We start from the raw sequence: 17715 nt of genomic DNA on the forward strand, positions 1-17715 counted from the left end.
CCGCGCCGCAGGCCTTCAACGCGGGCAGCCGAGCCGATCCGCGAGTTCGTTCAGGTCCCTGACGTCGAAATCCCATGCCTCGTCGGCTTGCAGGTCGGTCGTCTGGCCGGGCCCGTGCTCGGTCGGCCGCAGCACGAACGCGGTAGACAGCCCGAGCCGGCGCGCGGCGCCCAGATCGCCGTTGTGCGCGGCCACCAGGCACAGCTCGGCCGGCGCGAGGCCGAGAATCTCGACCGCTTCGGTATAGACCGCCGGCGACGGCTTGTACGCGCGGGCGACCTCGGCGCCGAGAATCGCGTCCCACGGCAGCCCGCCATGCTTCGCGACGTCGACCATCAGCCGGATATTGCCGTTCGACAGTGGCGCGATGATGTAGCGCTGCTTCAGCCGGTGCAGCCCGGCGACGGCATCCGGCCACGGATCGAGCCGGTGCCACGCGAGATTCAGCGAGTCGATGTCGGCGTCGGGCACGTCGACGATCCCGAAACGGTCGAGCGTGCGCACCAGGTTCTCGCGATGCAGCACGTCGAGCCGCACGTAGCGGCGGCGTCCGCTGCGGATTTCTTCCATCGACGGCGAATATTCGGCGCGCCACGCATCGGCGAACGCGAACGGGTCGAGCGTCGGCGCGTGGCGGTCCAGGAATGCGGCGGCGCCGCGCGCGACACCGCTTCTCCAGTCGACGATCGTTCCGAAGACATCGAAAACGAGCGCCTTGATTTCGGCAGGGTTCGTCATGGTGATCCAGTGAAGGTCGTTCGATGAGGGTTCACATCGCCGTGCCGCCGGATGGCGCGGCGCCGGTTCGATCGACATTGAATCACGGATACGAAAACGCGGCCGGGGAGGCCGCGATAGGTGGCTCGCGCGCCGGTCACGCCGGCGCCAGCGAGCGGGGGCAGGGCGCGCGGCGCCGGCCGGACGGCGCCGGCCGCCGCGCGCGCCCTCGCCGGTCAGCTCTTGTCGTACGAGAACTGGATGCCGGCCGTGCCACCGGTTTCGATGAACAGGTTGATGAACGCCGGCACGGTGGCGCTGCGTGCCCAGTCGCGCTGCAATTCGCAGAACAACTGCGCGACGCTGATCATCTGGCCGCCGGCCTGCTCGATGCGGCGCAGCGCGGCTTCGTGCGCGGCGACCGACGTGCCGCCGACCGCATCGACGACCACGTACACCTCGTAGCCGGCCTTCAGCGCATCGAGCGCCGGGAACGTCAGGCATGCCTCGGTCCACAGCGCCGTCATGATCAATTTCTTGCGGCCGGTCGCCTCGACGGCCTGGCGGAACTCGACGTCTTCCCACGAGTTGATGCTCGTGCGGTCGTAGGTCGGATAGCCTTCGAGCGCCGCGCGCAGTTGCGGGATCGGCGGCTTGTTCAGCCCGGTCTTCACGTTGACGGTCGAGTGGACGATCGGGAGGTCGTATGCAACCGCCGCCTTCGATGCGCCGACGATGTTGTTGATCAGCAGTTGGCGATCCATCGACGCGATCGAGTTCACCTGGACCGGCTGGTAATCGATGACGATGAACGCGGAATTCTGCGGGGTGAGCAGGTGGTCGTTCGCGGGGTCGCGAATCGGTTCGCTTGCCATGGTTGCCTCCAGAGACAGTGCAGGAAGTGAAGGGAAATCCCGAGGTTCCAGGTTGGCGCGGCCGCGGTGTCGGGACACTCGCCGCGGCTGCACGCTCGCGCTGTCGCAAACGTCCGACTCCGGTTGCACGGCGGGCGAATGCTTCAAGCGTAGTGAACCGTGCGGCCGAGCGAGGTAGCCGGCTGAAAAAAATCCCGCTGGTCGCGGCGACATCGATCCACGTCGAAACACGATGCTAAGCGTGCAACAACGGGTGTTCCAGTCCCTTAAAATGCCGTCAGTGTTCTATGAATGGAACAATCATGGATGACCTGAACGACCTCTACTATTTCGTGAAGGTGGTCGAACACGGCGGATTCACGCAGGCCGGGCGCGCGCTGGACGTGCCGAAATCGACGCTGAGCCGGCGCATCGCGGCGCTGGAAGCGCGGTACGACGTGCGGCTGCTGCAGCGCACGACGCGCCATTTCACGGTCACCGAAACCGGGCGCGAATTCTACGAGCGCTGTCTCGCCGTGCTGGTGGAAGCCGACGCGGCGCGCGAGGTGATCGAGCGCCGGCACGCGGAGCCGCGCGGCATCGTGCGTGTGAGTTGCCCGACCGCCTTGCTCGAATTCCGCGTGAGCGAACTCGTTGCACGTTTCATGGCGATTCATCCTCAGGTGCACGTGCACCTCGAGGCGACGAATCGCCGCGTCGACCCGTTGAGCGAAGGGTTCGACCTTGCGCTGCGCGTGCGCTTTCCGCCGCTGGAGGACAGCGATCTCGTGATGCGCGTGCTCGCCGACAGCCCGCAGCGGCTGGTGGCCGCGCCGCAGTGGCTGGACGGGCGCACCGCGCCGTCGGACCCGGTCGAGCTGATCGGCGTGCCGAGCCTCGACTGGGGGCCGGCGCGGCATCACGTGTGGCAACTGGTCGGCCCGAACGGCGAGCATGCGCAGTTGCGCCATCACCCGCGGTTCGTGACCGACGACATGCACGCGCTGCGCGATGCGGCGATTCACGGCGTCGGCATCGTGCAACTGCCGTGCATGGTCGTCGAGGACGACCTGCGCGACGGCACGCTGGTCGACGTGCTGCCCGGCTGGGCGCCGAAGGGCGGCGTGGTGCACGCGGTGTTTCCGTCGCGGCGCGGGTTGCTGCCGCGCGTGCGCCTCCTGATCGACTTCCTGGCCGAGCACATCCGGAAGGATTGACGGGGCGGCGCGCCCGCGTTTTCGTGCGGCGCAGCAATCTGGCGGCGCGCCGGTCGCCGCCGGCGAGCCGGCCGGCAACCGAGCGTATCCCCTGATGCAAGCGGATACGCCGATCGTCACGGATTGGTGTTAAATACATTTCGGCGCGCCCTGGCTCGGCGCGCGAAACGGGGCGCACCGGGTATCGGCGTAAACCCGGGGCGGACAGGGTACGAAAGGCACGAAATATCGATAACGAATCGGGCGCATCAGACCCGGTCGGACAGACGGCAGGATTCATATTGAATACCGAACCGCAAAGTTCTCGCTACAGCCTCGGGCTCGCCGCGGAAGTACTCGCATCCGAGCAGAGCGTACTGAGGCTGATCACGCGCAACACGCCGCTACCGGAACTGTTGGTCGAGGTTTGCCGGCGTGCCGAGGCTTTGCTCGGCGACGGCGCGTGCTGCACGATCCTGCTGCTCGATACGGACGGCGTGCACGTGCGCGTCGGCGCGGCGCCGTCGTTGCCCGCGCAGTACAGCGCGGCGATCGACGGCGCGACGATCGGGCCCGCGGCCGGCTCGTGCGGCACGGCGATGTACGAGCGCCGGATGGTCGCCGTCGAAGACATCGAAACCGATCCACTGTGGGCCGGCTACCGCGCCATCGCGTTGCCGCTGGGCTTGCGCGCGTGCTGGTCGGTGCCGTTCCTCGACGATGCGGGCGCCGTGCTCGGCGCGTTCGCCGTCTATCACCACCGGCCGTGCCGGCCGAGCGACGAGGAAACCGCGCTGTTGCGCGATATCGGCAACAGCGTCGGCCTCGCGGTGCACCAGGACCGGATCGCACGACAACTCGCGCGCAGCGAGGAACATCACCGGCTCGTCGTCAACAGCCTGAGCGAGGGCATCCTCGTGATATCGCGCGAAGGCGTCGTGATCGCGAGCAATCCGAGCGCAAACCGGATGATGCGCGTGAAGGGCGAACTCGTCGGCCGCCGGCTGTCGACGGTGATCCTGCGCAAGCTGCGCGAGGACGGCACGCCGCTCGACCCGCACGACTGGCCGAGCCGGCGCGCGCTCGAGACGGCCACGCCGATGCTCGACTATACGGTCGGCTTCGGTCTCGCGGACGGCGACATCATCTGGGTGCGCGGCAACGCGGTGCCGATCGTGAGGCCGGGCGAGACGCAGGCCGACTCGGTGCTCGTGTCGTTCAACGACATCGGCCCCGTGCGCGAAGCGCAGCAGCAGTTGCGCTACATGGCGACCCGCGACGCGCTGACGGGCCTCTACAACCGCCGCTGGCTCGGTGACCGCATGCGCGAGCTGTTCTGCGCGCACGACGCGGCGGCCGGGCCCGCGCGCGTCGCGATCCTGTTCATCGATCTGGTCGGCTTCAAGAAGGTCAACGACACGGCCGGCCACGACGCCGGCGACGCGCTGCTGCGCAGCGTCGCCGCGCGGCTCGCGGCCTGCGGGGAGGGCCGCTACGCGCTCACGCGCGTCGGTGGCGACGAGTTCGTGATCCTCGTCGACGATTGCGACGATCCCGATCGCCTGTCGGTGCTCGCACGCGAGGTGATCGAGGCGATCGCGAAGCCGTTCGCGATCGCGAACAACGAATACTGGCTCGGCGTATCGATCGGCATCAGCGTCGCGCCGCGCGACGGCGACGATGCCGTGACGCTGATGCGCAACGCCGATTCGGCGATGTACGACGCGAAGCAGCGCGGTCGCAACCACTTCACGTTCTTTACCGCGCAGCTCAACCTGCGGCTGCAGCGCCGCTTCGCGATCGAGCAGTCGCTGCGGCGCGCGCTCGCGTCGGACCTGCTGCGGCTCGCGTATCAGCCCGTCGTCGATGCGCGCAGCGGCCGCACGGTCGGCGCCGAGGCGCTGCTGCGCTGGACGAGCCCCGAGCTCGGGCCGATGTCGCCGGCGGAATTCATTCCGGTCGCGGAAGATACCGGGCTGATCGTCGCGATCGGCCAGTGGGTGCTCGAAACCGCGTGCCGGCAGGCGGCCGAGTGGCGCCGCACGATCGCGCCGGACCTGATGCTGGCCGTCAACCTGTCGCCGCGGCAGTTTCACGAGGGGCTCGTCGAATCGGTCGGCCGCTGTCTCGCGCAGACGCGGCTCGACCCGTCGGCGCTCGAACTGGAGATCACCGAAGGCGTGCTGATGAACGACACGGATACCGTGCTGCCGATGCTCGAAGCGCTCACGGACATGAACGTGCGGATCTCGGTCGACGATTTCGGCACCGGCTATTCGTCGCTCGCGTACCTGAAGCGCTTTCCGCTGCACAACCTGAAGGTCGACCGCTCGTTCGTGTCGGGCGTGCCCGATCATCACGACTCGGTCGCGATCACGCAGGCGGTCGTCGCGATGGCGCATTCGCTCGGGATGAAGGTCACGGCCGAAGGCGTCGAGACGCAGGCGCAGTCGTGGTTTCTGCAGCAGATCGGCTGCGACATGCAGCAGGGCTATCTGTTCAGCCGGCCGCTGGATGTGAGCGATTACGCGCGCCGGCTCGGCGCCGCATAAGCGCGCGCTCGGCGGCGTTCCGCTAGCGCGCGCCGAACCCGCTGGCGCCTGGCGGCGTCGACGACGGATCGATCTCCACCCGGTTCTTGCCTTCGTGCTTCGCGCGATAGAGCGCGCGGTCGGCCGCCTCGATCAGGACGGTCGTCGGCAGGCCGGGCGCGGGCACGATGCTCGCGCCGCCGATGCTGATCGTCACGGTGTGGTTGCCCGTCGACGAATGCGCGTGCCGCAGTCGCAGCGCCTCGACCGCGAGCCGGATCTTCTCGCCGAGCAGCCGCGCGGCGCCCGGCGACGAGGCCGGCATCACGACCGCGAATTCCTCGCCGCCGAAGCGCGCGGCGAAATCGCCCGATTGCCCGAGGCAGCGCTCGATCGTCGAGGCGATCTGCTTGAGTACGCTGTCGCCCGATACGTGTCCGTACGTGTCGTTGTAGAGCTTGAAGTTGTCGACGTCGATCATCAGCAGCGACAGCTCGCTGCGCTCGCGCGCGCCGCGCCGCCACTCGTCGGCCAGGTATTCGTCGAGATAGCGCCGGTTCGACAGCCCGGTCAGGCCGTCGGAGTGCGTGAGGCGCCGCAGTTCGAGATTGGCCTCGAGCAATTGCTGCTGCGACTGCCGCAGCGCGCGATAGGCTTCGTCGCGCTGCAGCAGGTTCAGGTACGAGCGCGAGTGGTAGCGGATGCGCGCGACGAGTTCGATGCGATCGGGCAGCTTGACCAGGTAGTCGTTCGCGCCGGACGCGAACGCGGCGCTCTTGATCACCGGTTCTTCCTGCGTCGACAGCACGATGATCGGCACGTCGCGCGTCGCCGGATTCGCGCGGTACGCCTTCACGAGGCTCAGCCCGTCGGTGCCCGGCATCACGAGGTCCTGCAGGATCACGGTCGGGCGCGTCTCGACCGCGGTTGCCATCGCGTCGTCCGAACGCGGGCAGTAGTGGAAGTCGATGCCTTCCTCGTCGACGAGCGCGCGCCGCACGGCTTCCGCGACGATCGTCTGGTCGTCGACCAGCAACACCATCGCCGGCGCGTCGGCGGGCGACGCGGTCGGGCCGCCCGGCGGTCGAGTCAGGTCAATCGTCATGGTCGATGCGGGTCGTGGCGGTGGTCGCGGTCGTTGCAGGGGCAGGCATGGGTGTTGCGCGTGGTCATCGTCGGAGTTCAGATCCGCGCTAGCGCCGCCAGTTCGCCCGCGATGCGCCCGAGCGGCAGGATCGCCCGCGCCGCGCCGAGCGTCGCGGCCGCCTTCGGCATCCCGTAGACGGCGCTGGTTGCCTCGTCCTGCGCAATCGTATGGTAGCCCTTCATCCGCAGCGCCTTCAGGCCGATCGCGCCGTCGCGGCCCATCCCCGTGAGCAGCACGCCGATCACGCGGCCCGGCCAGTGCTCGGTCAGGCTGTTGAAGAATACGTCGACCGACGGACGATACGGCGTGGCGGCCGGTTCCCGCGTGTATTCGAGTGTGCCGGCGCGCGTGATGCGCAGGTGATCGTCGGTCGCGGCGAGCAGCGCGACGCCTGGCTGCGGGCGGTCGCCTTCGCGTGCGACGCGCACGGCGAGCCGGGTCTGGCCGTCGAGCCATTGCGCCATGCCTTCGGCGAACGCGCGATCGACGTGCTGCACGATCACGATCGGCGCATTGAAATCGGCCGGCAGGTTGCCGAGGATCGACGCGAGCGCGCCGGGGCCGCCGGCCGATGCGCCGATCGCGATCAGCGGGCCGGCGCCGCCGCGCGCGGCCGCGCCGGCGAGGCGCGAGCCGCCCGGTGCGTCGAGCAGGCGGCCGATCTGGTCGATCTTCGCGAGCAGCAGTTTCGTCGTGTCGCCGGCCGCGCCGTCGCCGAGCCGCGGCGTGTCGACCGCGTCGAGCGCGCCGGCGCCCATCGCCTCGAACACGCGCCAGGCGTTCGAGCCGATGCAGCTCGTCACGATCAGGATCGCGCACGGTCGTTCGGAGCGCATGATCCGCCGCGTCGCCTCGATCCCGTCGAATTTCGGCATGATCAGATCCATCAGCACGATGTCGGGCGGCTGCGCGGCGCACAGTTCGACGGCTTGCGGGCCGTCGGTCGCGACCCACAGCACGCGGTGCTCGGGCCGTCGCGCGATCGCGCGGCGCATCGCCTCGACGGCAAGCGGGAGGTCGTTGACGATGCCGATGTTCACAAGCGGAATTCTCCGGTCGGTTCGTAGTGTTGGAGGTGGGCCGGGTTCATGGAAGGGCGCAGCCTGTTCGGCGCGGCCGGGCGGCATCGGCGGCCGGACGGCACGGCATTCTTTTCGGTTGGCGACGCCCGAATGCTGTCATGCGGCGCGGGCGGCGGCAATCGAAAAATATGCGCATTGTGCGGTTTCAGTACGTTTCCTCTATGGCGATTCCGCATTGTCGGCACGCGGGGCGGTCGATCCTGTCCGACAGGCCGCAAAAGTCCGCATGTTACCGTGCCGGCATCGACAAAAAAGCAAGGAGAGAACCGGATGAGCGCGCCCTATACCGTCCTCGTCAGCCGCGACCCGTACGCGCCGATCGTGATCGAGCAGGACGGCCGTTTGCTGTACCGGATCCACATCGAGAGCGGGCACGCGTCGTTCGACCGCGATTTTCCGGTCGAACCCGATGCGGTGCGCGTGCTGCGCGACGATGCCGAGCGCTACTACTTCCTGTTCGCGGCGCTTCACCATCCGTACCAGCTGAGCGCGACGAACCTCTCCGACGCCGAGCGCGAGCGTTATTTCGGCACGATCCTGTTCGCCGGCCGCGACGAAGTCGAAGCCTTCATGACGGAACGCGATCGTGCCAGCAACGGCGCGGTGGCGAACTTGCTGAGCATCTTCACGCAGGCCGATTACCGGCAACTGCGCGAGGGCCGGTGGTTCGGCATGGGCGCGGGCATGCCGGCCGCGTAGCGGGCCGTAGCGCGCATCGGGCCGCGCGGCGGCCGTGCCGCCACGCCGTCAATGGCTGCGCGCGTAGCCCTGGATCAGCGCGCGCATCATCCCTTCGACCGTCGCGTCGCGCAGGTCGGCTTCCTGCTCGGCTTCCTCGACCAGCGCGGCATAGGCGGTCGCGAGCGTCACGCGGTCGACTTCATGGCGTTGCTCCATCAGCGTCACCATCCCGTCCTTCGCCAGATGAGCGGAGAACGCGCGGCTGCCGATAGTCTGGAATACGTCAATCATGGCGGCTCTCCCGTACGTTGCCGATGCTCTTCAGTGTAGTCGGCGTCCCGGGGCTGCGCCACGCGCGCCGGGCGGCCCGATTCATCCGATGAAACGCGGCCGACACATGGCGCGGGCACGGTGTCCATCGGCTTCAACGTTTACCCGAACCGGCAAATTGTCGACTTTTTATCGATAAAGTCTCGTGTTAGATTGCGCCGTCCGAGCCCGATGCAAACCGGGCCGGCCGCGCGTGGCCGGAGTGCCGCGCGTCCAGACACAAGGAGGGGAAATGCTGGTGCTGATTGGGGTGCCGATCGTCGTGATCGGCTTCGCGCTGCGCTTCAATGCGCTGCTGGTGGTCACGATCGCTGGGCTCGCGACGGGGCTGGCGGGCGGGCTGAATTTCGTCGACATCGTCAGTGCGTTCGGCAAGGCGTTCACCGAGAACCGCTACATGGGGCTGATCTGGCTCACGCTGCCGGTGATCGCGCTGCTCGAGCGCAACGGGCTCAAGGAGCAGGCGAAGCGGATGATCTCGCGGGTGCAGGCGGCCACCACGGGCCGCGTGCTGATGCTGTACTTCGTGCTGCGCCAGGCGACCGCCGCGCTCGGCCTCACGTCGCTCGGCGGCCATGCGCAGATGGTGCGGCCGCTGATCGCGCCGATGGCCGAGGCCGCCGCGGTCGGCCGGCACGGCGAGCTGCCCGAGGCGGTGCGCCAGCAGATCCGCGCGCATGCGTCGGGCGCCGACAACGTCGCCGTGTTCTTCGGCGAGGACATCTTCATCGCGATCCAGTCGATCCTGCTGATCAAGGGCTTTCTCGAACAGAACGGCATCGCCATCGAGCAGCTGCACCTGTCGGTGTGGGCGATCCCGACCGCGATCGCCGCGCTGCTGATCCACTGCACGCGCCTCGCGCTGCTCGATCGCCGGCTCGCGCGCGGCTTCGGCCTGGTCAGGCAGGAGGGCGCGCGATGATCGGCCTCGAATCGCTGTACACGCTCGCGGGGCTGATGTTCGCCGCGTTCGCGTACTTCAACCTGACGGATCGCACGAACCCGCGGCGCGTCGTCAATTTCGCGTTCTGGGCCATCTACGCGGTCACGTTCCTGTTCGGCGCGCTGCTGCCGCATTTCGTGACGGGGTGCCTCGCGATCGCGCTCGCGGTGATCGCCGGCTCCGGCAAGCTGGGCCGCGGCCGGTCCGACGAGGCCGGCGAAGCGGCGGCCGGGCGGCGCGAGACGCTCGCGCAGCGCTTCGGCAACCGGCTGTTCCTGCCCGCGCTGCTGATTCCGCTCGTCACGCTGATCGGCACGTTCGCGCTGAAGCTCGTGCCGTTCGTCGAGCCGAAGAGCGTGACGCTGATCTCGCTCGTGCTCGGCACGATCGTCGCGTTCGTCGTCGCGCTCGCGATGCTGCGCGATTCGCCCGTGCATGCGCTGAAGGAGGCGCGCCACACGATGGATGCGGTCGGCTGGGCCGCGATCCTGCCGCAGATGCTCGCGGCGCTCGGCGCGCTGTTCGCGGTCGCGGGCGTCGGCGGCGTGGTGTCTGGGCTCGTGAAGGACTGGGTGCCGATCGATTCGCCGTTCGCGGTGGTCGCGGCCTATACGGTCGGCATGGCGCTGTTCACGATGATCATGGGCAACGGCTTCGCCGCGTTCCCGGTGATGACGGCCGGCATCGGCCTGCCGCTGATCGTCCACCAGTTCCACGGCAATCCGGCGATCATGGGCGCGATCGGGATGCTGAGCGGCTTCTGCGGTACGCTGATGACGCCGATGGCCGCGAACTTCAACATCGTGCCCGCGGCGCTGCTCGAACTGAAGGACAAGAACGGCGTGATCAAGGCGCAGTGGCCGACCGCCGTGCTGCTGCTGGCCGTGAACACGCTGCTGATGTACGCGTTCGTATTCCGCTTCTGATTCGATGGACGAGATCCTCATGACCGACCGACTCACCCCCGAACTCGCGTCGAAATTCGCGTCGCTCGCGCTCGCGCACCTGACCCGCGAATATCCGAACAAGCTCACGCATGCGCTCGAAGGGCCGCACGACGTGCAGGGCCCGCGCGCATTGCACCCGATCTTCTACGGAAGCTACGACTGGCATTCGTGCGTGCACGGCTACTGGCTTGTGCTGCGCGTGCTCGAACGCTTCCCGGCATTGCCGGAGGCCGAGCGCATCGTCGCGATCGTCGACGCGCATTTCACCGACGCGAACGTCGCCGGCGAGCGCGCGTATCTCGCGCGGCCGCACAACGCCGGCTTCGAGCGGCCGTACGGCTGGGCGTGGCTGCTCGCGCTCGTCGCGCAGCTCGAGCGGCTCGCGCTGAAGGGCGTGCTGCCGCAGGCCGCGCGCTGGGCGAAGACGCTGGCGCCGCTGGCCGACCTGTTCGTGTCGCGCTTCGAGACGTTCCTGCCGAAGGCCACCTATCCGCTGCGCGTCGGTACGCACTTCAACACCGCGTTCGCGCTGGCGCTCGCGCTCGATTTCGCGCGCGATACGCGGCGCGACGGGCTCGCGGCGCTGATCGTCGATACCGCGAAGCGCTGGCACCTGAACGACGTCGCATGCCAGGCGTGGGAGCCGTCGGGCGACGAATTCCTGTCGCCCGCGCTGATGGAAGCCGAACTGATGCGGCGCGTGCTGCCGGCCGCCGAATTCGACGGCTGGTTCGCGCGCTTCCTGCCCGATCTCGCGCAAGGCGAGCCGGCGACGCTGTTCGAGCCGGCGACGGTCAGCGACCGCAGCGACGGCAAGATCGCGCACCTCGACGGGCTGAACCTGAGCCGCGCGTGGTGCCAGCGTTCGCTGGCGGGCGCGCTGCCGGAAGGCGATGCGCGGCGCGCGAAGCTGCTCGATGCGGCCGACCGGCATCTCGCGAGCGCGCTCGCGCACGTGGCCGGCGACTACATGGGCGAGCACTGGCTCGCGACGTTCGCGTTGCTCGCGCTGGACGCGTAGCGCGCCATCGGGCTTTCGTGGAAGGCGACCGCCTTTGCGTCGGACGCAACACCGCTTTCCACGACCGGGCCGACGCGCGGCGGCGACGACTCGCTACACTGCCGTACCGGTTGGATGGGCCCCGGCATCAGGCCCGCGAGCAAGGAGACAGAAGAGGATGGAGACCCCACGCGCAGCGGTCGTCACGTACCGCGGCAATGCGATCGAGAACACGCACGTCGCCCATGTGGCGGTCGTCGATGCACGCGGCCGGCTGCTGGCCCGGTTCGGCGATCCGTACCGGATGACGCTCGCGCGGTCGGCGGCCAAGCCGGCGCAGGCGCTGTCGGTGATCGAGACGGGCGCGCCGGAACGCTTCGGCTTCGACGACGCGGACATCGCGCTGATGTGCGCGTCGCACAGCAGCGAGGATCGCCACATCGAACGCACGCGCGCGATGCTCGCGAAGGTGGCCGCGCACGAATCGGATCTGCGCTGCGGCGGCCATCCGCCGTTGTCCGATGCGGTGTACCGGTCGTGGATCAAGCGCGACTACACGCCCACCGGCGTATGCAGCAACTGTTCGGGCAAGCATGTCGGGATGCTGGCCGGCGCGCAGGCGATCGGCGCGGCGATCGCCGATTACCATCTGCCCGACCATCCGATGCAGGTACGCGTGAAGCAGGTGGTGGCCGACGCGTGCGGCCTGCGCGACGACGAGGTCGACTGGGGCATCGACGGCTGCAACCTGCCGACGCCGGCGTTCTCGCTGGACCGGCTGGCGCGCCTGTACGCGTCGCTGGCCGACGGCGCGGACGCGGTGGAAGCGGGCGGCGCGGTGACCGATCGGGTGCGCGCACTGGCGCGCATTCATCGCGCGATGACCGCCTATCCGGAACTGGTCGCGGGCGAAGGACGCTATTGCACGGTGCTGATGAACGCGTTCGGCGGGCAGGTGGTCGGCAAGCTCGGCGCCGATGCGTGCTACGGGATCGGCGTGCGCGCGTCGGAACGCACGCGGCAACTCGGCGCGGACGGTGCGCTCGGCATCTCGGTGAAGATCGAGGACGGCAATCTCGACGTGCTGTATATGGTCGTCAGCGAAATCCTCGAGCGGCTGCGGATCGGCACGGCCGAGCAGCGCGCGCAACTGGCCGCGTTCCACCGGCCGCGGATGCTCAACACGCAGGGCGTCGAGTTCGGGCACGCGACGTTCCCGTTCGACTTGCAGGCGGCCTGAACGCGGTGGCCGCGCCGATGCGCGGCCCGCGATCCGGGCCCCGCATCGGCGCGCTACGCGCGAGCGTCGCGAATCTTCGCCAGTTCCCGCTCCGACAGCTCGCCGATCTGCGCGAGGTGTTCCGCCAGAAAATCCTTGAGCACGCGCAGCTTCGCCGAGCTGCGCCGGTTCGCCAGATACGCGATGTAGATGAATTCGCCGGTCAGCCGGTTCTGCAGCCGGTAGCGCGGCAGCACGGCTTCGAGCTGGCCGCTCGCGAGCAGGTCGCGCACCAGCCAGATCTCGAATTCCGCGATGCCGAGCCCCGCGCAGGTCGCTTCCAGCAGCAGCTCCGAGTGGTCGGTGACGAGATTGCCGGCCGGCAGCACGCTGTGCTGCGTGTCGCCGCGCACGAGCGCCCAGCGCGGATCGCCTTCCGGGTGCACGTAGCGCAGGCAGTTGTGGTGCGTCAGGTCCTCCGGCGTTGCGGGGCGCCCGCAGCGGTCGAGGTAGCCGGGCGTCGCGCACAGGATGCTGTCGTTGCGCGACAGCCGGTGGACGACCAGGTTGTCCAGGTAGTTCTCGCCTTCGTGGATGTCGAGGTCGAAGCCGCCCGCCACGAGGTCGTTGTGGTTGTCGGTGAGCCGCACGTCGAGCTGGATCGTCGGATAGCGCGCGAGAAACGGCGCGATCAGCGGCGCGAGATGGCGGCGGCCGAACGCGACCGGCGCGGTGAGCTTCAGCGGGCCGCTCGGCTGCGCATTCAGCTCGGCGACGACGCGTAGCGTGTCGTCGAGATCGGCGATCAGCGTGACCGCGCGCTCCAGGTAGATGTGGCCGGCTTCGGTGAGCGTCACGCTGTGCGTGGAGCGGTGCAGCAGCGCGACGCCGAGCGCCTCCTCGATCGCCGTGACCTTGCGCGCGACGGTCGACGTCGACACGTGCATCTCCTTCGCGACCGCCGAAAAACTTCCTGTTTCGACCACCCGCACGAATGCGCGCATCGCGCCCAGATGATCGATGCCGGTTTCTCTCGCGCCTTTTTTCATTCGATTCTCGCTGTTGCGTCTCACGCAAAACCGCTTTCGATAATACAGAAGCGAGCTTGTTTTTGCAAAGGCATAGAATGCGAACCCGTCGCGTCGGGAAGCGGCGAACGACGAGCGGCACGAGACATCCAGGAGGGGCACGATGACCGAAAACGGCTTCCGCGTCGAAGCGGATCTTTTAGGCAAACGAAGTATTCCCGATACCGCCTATTACGGCGTCCATACGCTGCGCGCGAAAGAGAATTTCGACATTTCCGGCCGCACCATTGCGTCGCTGCCGTACCTCGTGATGGCGCTCGCGTCCGTGAAGGAAGCGGCGGCCGACGCCAATTGCGAACTCGGGCTGCTGCCGCGGCCGTACCGCGATGCGATCGCCGCCGCGTGCGTCGAGATCCGCGAAGGGCGGCTGCACGACCAGTTCGTCGTCGACGTGATCCAGGGCGGCGCCGGCACGTCGACCAACATGAACGCGAACGAGGTGATCTGCAACCGCGCGCTCGAAATCATGGGGCACGCGCGCGGGCAGTACGAATACCTGCATCCGAACGAGCACGTCAATCTCGCGCAGAGCACCAACGACGTCTATCCGACCGCGATCCGCATCGCGACCTGCTTCGCGGTCGAACACCTGCTCGAGGCGATGGCGCGGCTGCGCGATGCATTCGCGGAGCGCGCCGACGCGTTCGCCGGCTTGCTGAAGCTCGGCCGCACCCAATTGCAGGATGCGGTGCCGATGACCCTCGGCCAGGAATTCTCGACCTACGCGGTGATGCTGACGGAAGACATCGCGCGGCTGCAGGAAGCCGGCTGGCTGATTCGCGAGATTAACCTCGGCGCGACCGCGATCGGCACGGGCATCACCGCGCACCCGCAGTACGCGGAGAAGGCGCTGGCCGCGCTGCGCCGCATCACCGGGCTCGACCTGAGCACCGCGCCGAACCTGATCGAAGCGACGCAGGATTGCGGCGCGTTCGTCCAGGTGTCGGGCGTGCTCAAGCGGATCGCCGTCAAGCTGTCGAAGATCTGCAACGACCTGCGGCTGCTGTCGAGCGGCCCGCGCGCGGGCTTCGGCGAGATCAACCTGCCGCCCGTGCAGGCCGGCTCGTCGATCATGCCCGGCAAGGTGAATCCGGTGATCCCGGAAGTCGTCAACCAGGTCGCGTTCGAGGTGTTCGGCAACGACCTGACCATCACCTTCGCGGCCGAGGCCGGCCAGCTTCAGCTCAACGCGTTCGAACCGGTGATCGCGAGCGCGCTGTTCCGCAGCTTCAGCCACCTGACGGCCGCCTGCACGACGCTCGCGCAGCGATGCGTGAGCGGCATCACCGCGAATCCCGAGCGGCTGCGCGAAACGATGGAGCGCTCGGTCGCGCTCGCGACCGCGCTGAACCCGTACATCGGCTACAAGCGCGCGACCGCCGTGGCCGCCGAAGCGCATGCGACCGGCAAATCGATCCGCGAGGTCGTGCTGGCGCACGAACTGATGACCGACGCGCAACTCGACGAAGCGCTGCAGCCCGAAGCGCTGATCCGGCCGCGGGCGTTCTGACGCCGGCCGGCTCGCAGCCGTACCGAAAGCGCCTCCGTAGCGGGGCGCGACACATCAACAAACAACGGAGACTCACGATGACACACCCCAGCGAGCGCCCGGCCGGCCCGGCCGGCGGCGCGGATGCCGTGCATGCCGACCCCGATGCGATGTTCGCGTCGCACGAAGCCGGCTATGCGAAGCAGTTGAAGCCACGCCACGTGCAGATGATCGCGATGGGCGGGGCGATCGGCACCGGCCTCTTTCTCGGCGCGGGCGGGCGCCTGCAAAGCGCGGGGCCGGCGCTCGCGCTCGTGTATCTCGTGTGCGGCGTGTTCGCGTTCCTGATCATGCGCGCGCTCGGCGAGCTCGTGATGCACCGGCCGACCAGCGGCAGCTTCGTGTCGTACGCACGGGAGTTCATGGGCGAGCGCGCGTCGTTCGTCGCGGGCTGGATGTACTACCTGAACTGGGCGACGACCGGCATCGTCGACATCACCGCGGTCGCGATCTACATGAAGTACTGGGCCGTGTTCACCGACGTGCCGCAATGGGTATTCGCGCTCGGCGCGCTCGGGATCGTGTCGGTGATGAACATGATCGGCGTGAAGGTGTTCGGCGAGATGGAGTTCTGGTTCTCGCTCGTCAAGGTCGGCACGCTCGCGGTGTTTCTCGCGGTCGGCGCGGTATTTCTCGCGAGCGGCCATCCGGTGGCGGGGCAGATGACGGGGCTGCATCTCGTCGCGGATCACGGCGGGATCTTCCCGCACGGCATCCTGCCGGCCGTGCTGATCGTGCAGGGCGTCGTGTTCGCGTACGCGAGCATCGAGCTCGTCGGCGTTGCCGCGGGCGAGACGGCGGACGCGCGCAAGGTGCTGCCGAAGGCGATCAACAGCGTGATGTGGCGCATCGCGCTGTTCTATGTCGGCTCGGTCGTGCTGCTGACGATGCTGCTGCCGTGGACCGCGTACAGCGCGCACGAAAGCCCGTTCGTCACGTTCTTCAGCAAGCTCGGCGTGCCGTACGTCGGTACGGTGATGAACGTCGTGGTGCTGACCGCCGCGCTGTCGAGCCTGAATTCCGGCCTCTATTCGACGGGCCGCGTGCTGCGCTCGCTCGCGATGGGCGGCTCGGCGCCGCGTTTCGTGTCGCGGATGAACGCGCGCGGCGTGCCGTACGGCGGCATCCTGATCACGGTCGCGATCAACGCGATCGGCGTGCCGCTCAACTACATCGTGCCGGCCCAGGCGTTCGAGATCGTGCTGAACATGGCGTCGCTCGGGATCATCACGACGTGGGGCTTCATCGTGATGTGCCAGATCCTGTTCCGCCGCGCGGTCGATCGCGGCGAGATGAAGGCCGTGTCGTTCCGGATGCCGGGCGCGCCGTTCACGTCGTGGCTCACGCTCGCTTTCCTGGTCGGCGTGCTGGTGCTGATGGCGTTCGACTATCCGGGCGGCACGTGGACCATCGCGACGATTCCGGTCGTCGTGCTCGCGCTGGTGATCGGCTGGAAGCTGGCGAAACGCGGCGCCGAGCGCGAGCGGGCGGCGGCGAAGCCTGCATCCGTGCGTGGCGTTGCGGACCCTGCGCGGAACGCGTGACGGCATGTACCGGGGGGGGGCGGTCCGTTCGCGGGCCGGCGCCCCTGGTGCGTTCGGTTCACATTCAGTTAGTTCAACCCGGCGCGCTCACCGACCCATCGGCCGAAATCGCCGGCCATCTCCGCGGTCAGCTCATGGCCGGCCGCATACAGCCGCGTGTCGTGCGCGACGCCGAGCGCCGTCAGCTTCGCGTCGGCCTTGTCCGCCCACGAGACGGGCAGCTTGTCGTCGAAGCGGCCATGCATCACCAGCGCGTGCAGCGTGCTCAATGCATCGCGCGGCGCGATCAGCGGATCGATTTCCGGCAGGATGCGCCCGCACAGCACGGCGAACGCACTCACGTCGCCGGGCGACGTGAGGCCGACGCTCGCGCTCATGATGCCGCCCTGACTGAAGCCGGCGATCACGGTCGGCAACGCGGGCGCTGCGCCATCCCGCGCGCGCAGCGCATGCAGCAGCGTGATCAGTTGCACGCGGCTCTCGTCCGCACGCGCGGCATCGATTTCAGGGCCGTTCGGGCCGAAACGCACCGGAAACCACGCATGCTGACTGGGCCCGAACGTGAGCGGGCCGCGCAGGAACGCGATTTCGATGCGCCGATCGATCACGTCGGCCACGTTCAGCAGGTTGGTTTCGTTGCCGCCGACGCCGTGCAGCAGCAACAGGCGGGCGGCGGGACGGCCGGCGGCCGGGCGTACACGGTACTGCAGGCCGGAATCGGGATCGGTGGTCAGCGGCAGGGCGTCTGTCATCGCGTGGGTCCGGAAAGAGGTCGATGCGACAGTCTAGAGCGGGCGGATCGGGAGAGGAATCGCCGGGGCGGGATTGATTGTTTCCTGGGCGGAATGAATCGGGGCACCATGCGTTGCGGAGCAGATCGCGATGTC

General features: G+C 68.3%; 16 protein-coding genes. 9 read left to right on the forward strand and 7 right to left on the reverse strand.

The window, feature by feature from the left end:
* Window positions 1-15 precede the first annotated feature (15 nt).
* Both H3O04_RS12740 and H3O04_RS12745 read right to left on the reverse strand, forming a co-directional pair.
* Window positions 16-738 (reverse strand): haloacid dehalogenase type II, encoded by a 723-nt coding sequence (locus H3O04_RS12740; RefSeq protein ID WP_023478147.1) that lies wholly within the window; start codon window positions 736-738, stop codon window positions 16-18.
* A gap of 215 nt (window positions 739-953) precedes the next feature.
* On the reverse strand, window positions 954-1592 hold the full coding sequence (locus H3O04_RS12745) for a hydrolase (RefSeq protein ID WP_023476540.1): 639 nt from the start codon (window positions 1590-1592) through the stop codon (window positions 954-956).
* Window positions 1593-1894: 302 nt separating this feature from the next.
* Here H3O04_RS12745 and H3O04_RS12750 point away from each other — a divergent pair, with 302 nt between their 5' ends.
* Both H3O04_RS12750 and H3O04_RS12755 read left to right on the forward strand, forming a co-directional pair.
* Window positions 1895-2788, forward strand: coding sequence for a LysR substrate-binding domain-containing protein (locus tag H3O04_RS12750; RefSeq protein ID WP_124476427.1), 894 nt, complete (start codon window positions 1895-1897; stop codon window positions 2786-2788).
* 281 nt (window positions 2789-3069) lie between these two features.
* Entirely contained in the window at window positions 3070-5319 is a 2250-nt protein-coding gene (locus H3O04_RS12755) for a putative bifunctional diguanylate cyclase/phosphodiesterase (protein WP_202587820.1), read from the forward strand.
* Between the two features lie 22 nt (window positions 5320-5341).
* Here the strand turns inward: H3O04_RS12755 and H3O04_RS12760 are convergent, their stop codons facing one another.
* Window positions 5342-6403 carry a diguanylate cyclase gene (locus tag H3O04_RS12760; RefSeq protein WP_023476537.1) on the reverse strand — a complete coding sequence of 354 codons (1062 nt, stop codon included), beginning with the start codon at window positions 6401-6403 and terminating at the stop codon, window positions 5342-5344.
* 77 nt (window positions 6404-6480) lie between these two features.
* On the reverse strand, window positions 6481-7485 hold the full coding sequence (locus H3O04_RS12765; RefSeq protein WP_023476536.1) for a chemotaxis response regulator protein-glutamate methylesterase: 1005 nt from the start codon (window positions 7483-7485) through the stop codon (window positions 6481-6483).
* A gap of 312 nt (window positions 7486-7797) precedes the next feature.
* Here H3O04_RS12765 and H3O04_RS12770 point away from each other — a divergent pair, with 312 nt between their 5' ends.
* Entirely contained in the window at window positions 7798-8226 is a 429-nt protein-coding gene (locus H3O04_RS12770; RefSeq protein WP_043887657.1) for a hypothetical protein, read from the forward strand.
* Window positions 8227-8274: 48 nt separating this feature from the next.
* Here H3O04_RS12770 and H3O04_RS12775 read toward each other — a convergent pair whose 3' ends face one another.
* Window positions 8275-8499, reverse strand: coding sequence for a hypothetical protein (locus H3O04_RS12775; RefSeq protein ID WP_011548005.1), 225 nt, complete (start codon window positions 8497-8499; stop codon window positions 8275-8277).
* Between the two features lie 271 nt (window positions 8500-8770).
* Here H3O04_RS12775 and H3O04_RS12780 point away from each other — a divergent pair, with 271 nt between their 5' ends.
* From H3O04_RS12780 to H3O04_RS12795, 4 genes are all read left to right on the forward strand, one after another.
* The gene (locus H3O04_RS12780; RefSeq protein ID WP_202587821.1) at window positions 8771-9460 is read left to right on the forward strand and encodes a DUF969 domain-containing protein; all 690 of its coding nucleotides are present in this window, start codon (window positions 8771-8773) and stop codon (window positions 9458-9460) included.
* Entirely contained in the window at window positions 9457-10407 is a 951-nt protein-coding gene (locus H3O04_RS12785) for a DUF979 domain-containing protein (RefSeq protein ID WP_011548003.1), read from the forward strand. Before H3O04_RS12780 ends, H3O04_RS12785 begins: the two co-directional genes overlap by 4 nt.
* A 19-nt stretch (window positions 10408-10426) precedes the next feature.
* A complete protein-coding gene (locus H3O04_RS12790) occupies window positions 10427-11449 on the forward strand; it encodes a DUF2891 domain-containing protein (RefSeq protein WP_043887661.1) in 1023 nt (340 codons plus the stop codon).
* A gap of 157 nt (window positions 11450-11606) precedes the next feature.
* A complete protein-coding gene (locus H3O04_RS12795) occupies window positions 11607-12668 on the forward strand; it encodes an asparaginase (protein WP_077179695.1) in 1062 nt (353 codons plus the stop codon).
* Window positions 12669-12721: 53 nt separating this feature from the next.
* On the opposite strand, the gene H3O04_RS12800 is transcribed toward H3O04_RS12795, so the two are convergent.
* The gene (locus H3O04_RS12800; protein ID WP_124476424.1) at window positions 12722-13696 is read right to left on the reverse strand and encodes a LysR family transcriptional regulator; all 975 of its coding nucleotides are present in this window, start codon (window positions 13694-13696) and stop codon (window positions 12722-12724) included.
* Between the two features lie 142 nt (window positions 13697-13838).
* Between H3O04_RS12800 and aspA the strand changes: the two genes are divergently transcribed.
* Window positions 13839-15245: an aspartate ammonia-lyase gene (aspA, locus tag H3O04_RS12805; protein WP_027808950.1), complete on the forward strand. Its 1407-nt coding sequence runs from the start codon at window positions 13839-13841 to the stop codon at window positions 15243-15245.
* Window positions 15246-15322: 77 nt separating this feature from the next.
* Entirely contained in the window at window positions 15323-16828 is a 1506-nt protein-coding gene (locus tag H3O04_RS12810) for an amino acid permease (RefSeq protein ID WP_202587822.1), read from the forward strand.
* A gap of 68 nt (window positions 16829-16896) precedes the next feature.
* On the opposite strand, the gene H3O04_RS12815 is transcribed toward H3O04_RS12810, so the two are convergent.
* The gene (locus H3O04_RS12815; protein WP_202587823.1) at window positions 16897-17580 is read right to left on the reverse strand and encodes an alpha/beta hydrolase; all 684 of its coding nucleotides are present in this window, start codon (window positions 17578-17580) and stop codon (window positions 16897-16899) included.
* Window positions 17581-17715: the final 135 nt, after the last annotated feature.

Source organism: Burkholderia sp. KCJ3K979 (assembly GCF_016759955.1).
Classification (GTDB): domain Bacteria; phylum Pseudomonadota; class Gammaproteobacteria; order Burkholderiales; family Burkholderiaceae; genus Burkholderia; species Burkholderia orbicola.

What these genes read in the sequence shown, in the direction of transcription:
- H3O04_RS12740 (WP_023478147.1), bottom strand. Translation starts at nt 738, where the DNA reads ATGACGAACCCTGCCGAAATCAAGGCGCTCGTTTTCGATGTCTTCGGA.
- H3O04_RS12745 (WP_023476540.1), bottom strand. Translation starts at nt 1,592, where the DNA reads ATGGCAAGCGAACCGATTCGCGACCCCGCGAACGACCACCTGCTCACC.
- H3O04_RS12750 (WP_124476427.1), top strand. Translation starts at nt 1,895, where the DNA reads ATGGATGACCTGAACGACCTCTACTATTTCGTGAAGGTGGTCGAACAC.
- H3O04_RS12760 (WP_023476537.1), bottom strand. Translation starts at nt 6,403, where the DNA reads ATGACGATTGACCTGACTCGACCGCCGGGCGGCCCGACCGCGTCGCCC.
- H3O04_RS12770 (WP_043887657.1), top strand. Translation starts at nt 7,798, where the DNA reads ATGAGCGCGCCCTATACCGTCCTCGTCAGCCGCGACCCGTACGCGCCG.
- H3O04_RS12775 (WP_011548005.1), bottom strand. Translation starts at nt 8,499, where the DNA reads ATGATTGACGTATTCCAGACTATCGGCAGCCGCGCGTTCTCCGCTCAT.
- H3O04_RS12780 (WP_202587821.1), top strand. Translation starts at nt 8,771, where the DNA reads ATGCTGGTGCTGATTGGGGTGCCGATCGTCGTGATCGGCTTCGCGCTG.
- H3O04_RS12785 (WP_011548003.1), top strand. Translation starts at nt 9,457, where the DNA reads ATGATCGGCCTCGAATCGCTGTACACGCTCGCGGGGCTGATGTTCGCC.
- H3O04_RS12790 (WP_043887661.1), top strand. Translation starts at nt 10,427, where the DNA reads ATGACCGACCGACTCACCCCCGAACTCGCGTCGAAATTCGCGTCGCTC.
- H3O04_RS12795 (WP_077179695.1), top strand. Translation starts at nt 11,607, where the DNA reads ATGGAGACCCCACGCGCAGCGGTCGTCACGTACCGCGGCAATGCGATC.
- H3O04_RS12800 (WP_124476424.1), bottom strand. Translation starts at nt 13,696, where the DNA reads ATGAAAAAAGGCGCGAGAGAAACCGGCATCGATCATCTGGGCGCGATG.
- aspA (WP_027808950.1), top strand. Translation starts at nt 13,839, where the DNA reads ATGACCGAAAACGGCTTCCGCGTCGAAGCGGATCTTTTAGGCAAACGA.
- H3O04_RS12810 (WP_202587822.1), top strand. Translation starts at nt 15,323, where the DNA reads ATGACACACCCCAGCGAGCGCCCGGCCGGCCCGGCCGGCGGCGCGGAT.
- H3O04_RS12815 (WP_202587823.1), bottom strand. Translation starts at nt 17,580, where the DNA reads ATGACAGACGCCCTGCCGCTGACCACCGATCCCGATTCCGGCCTGCAG.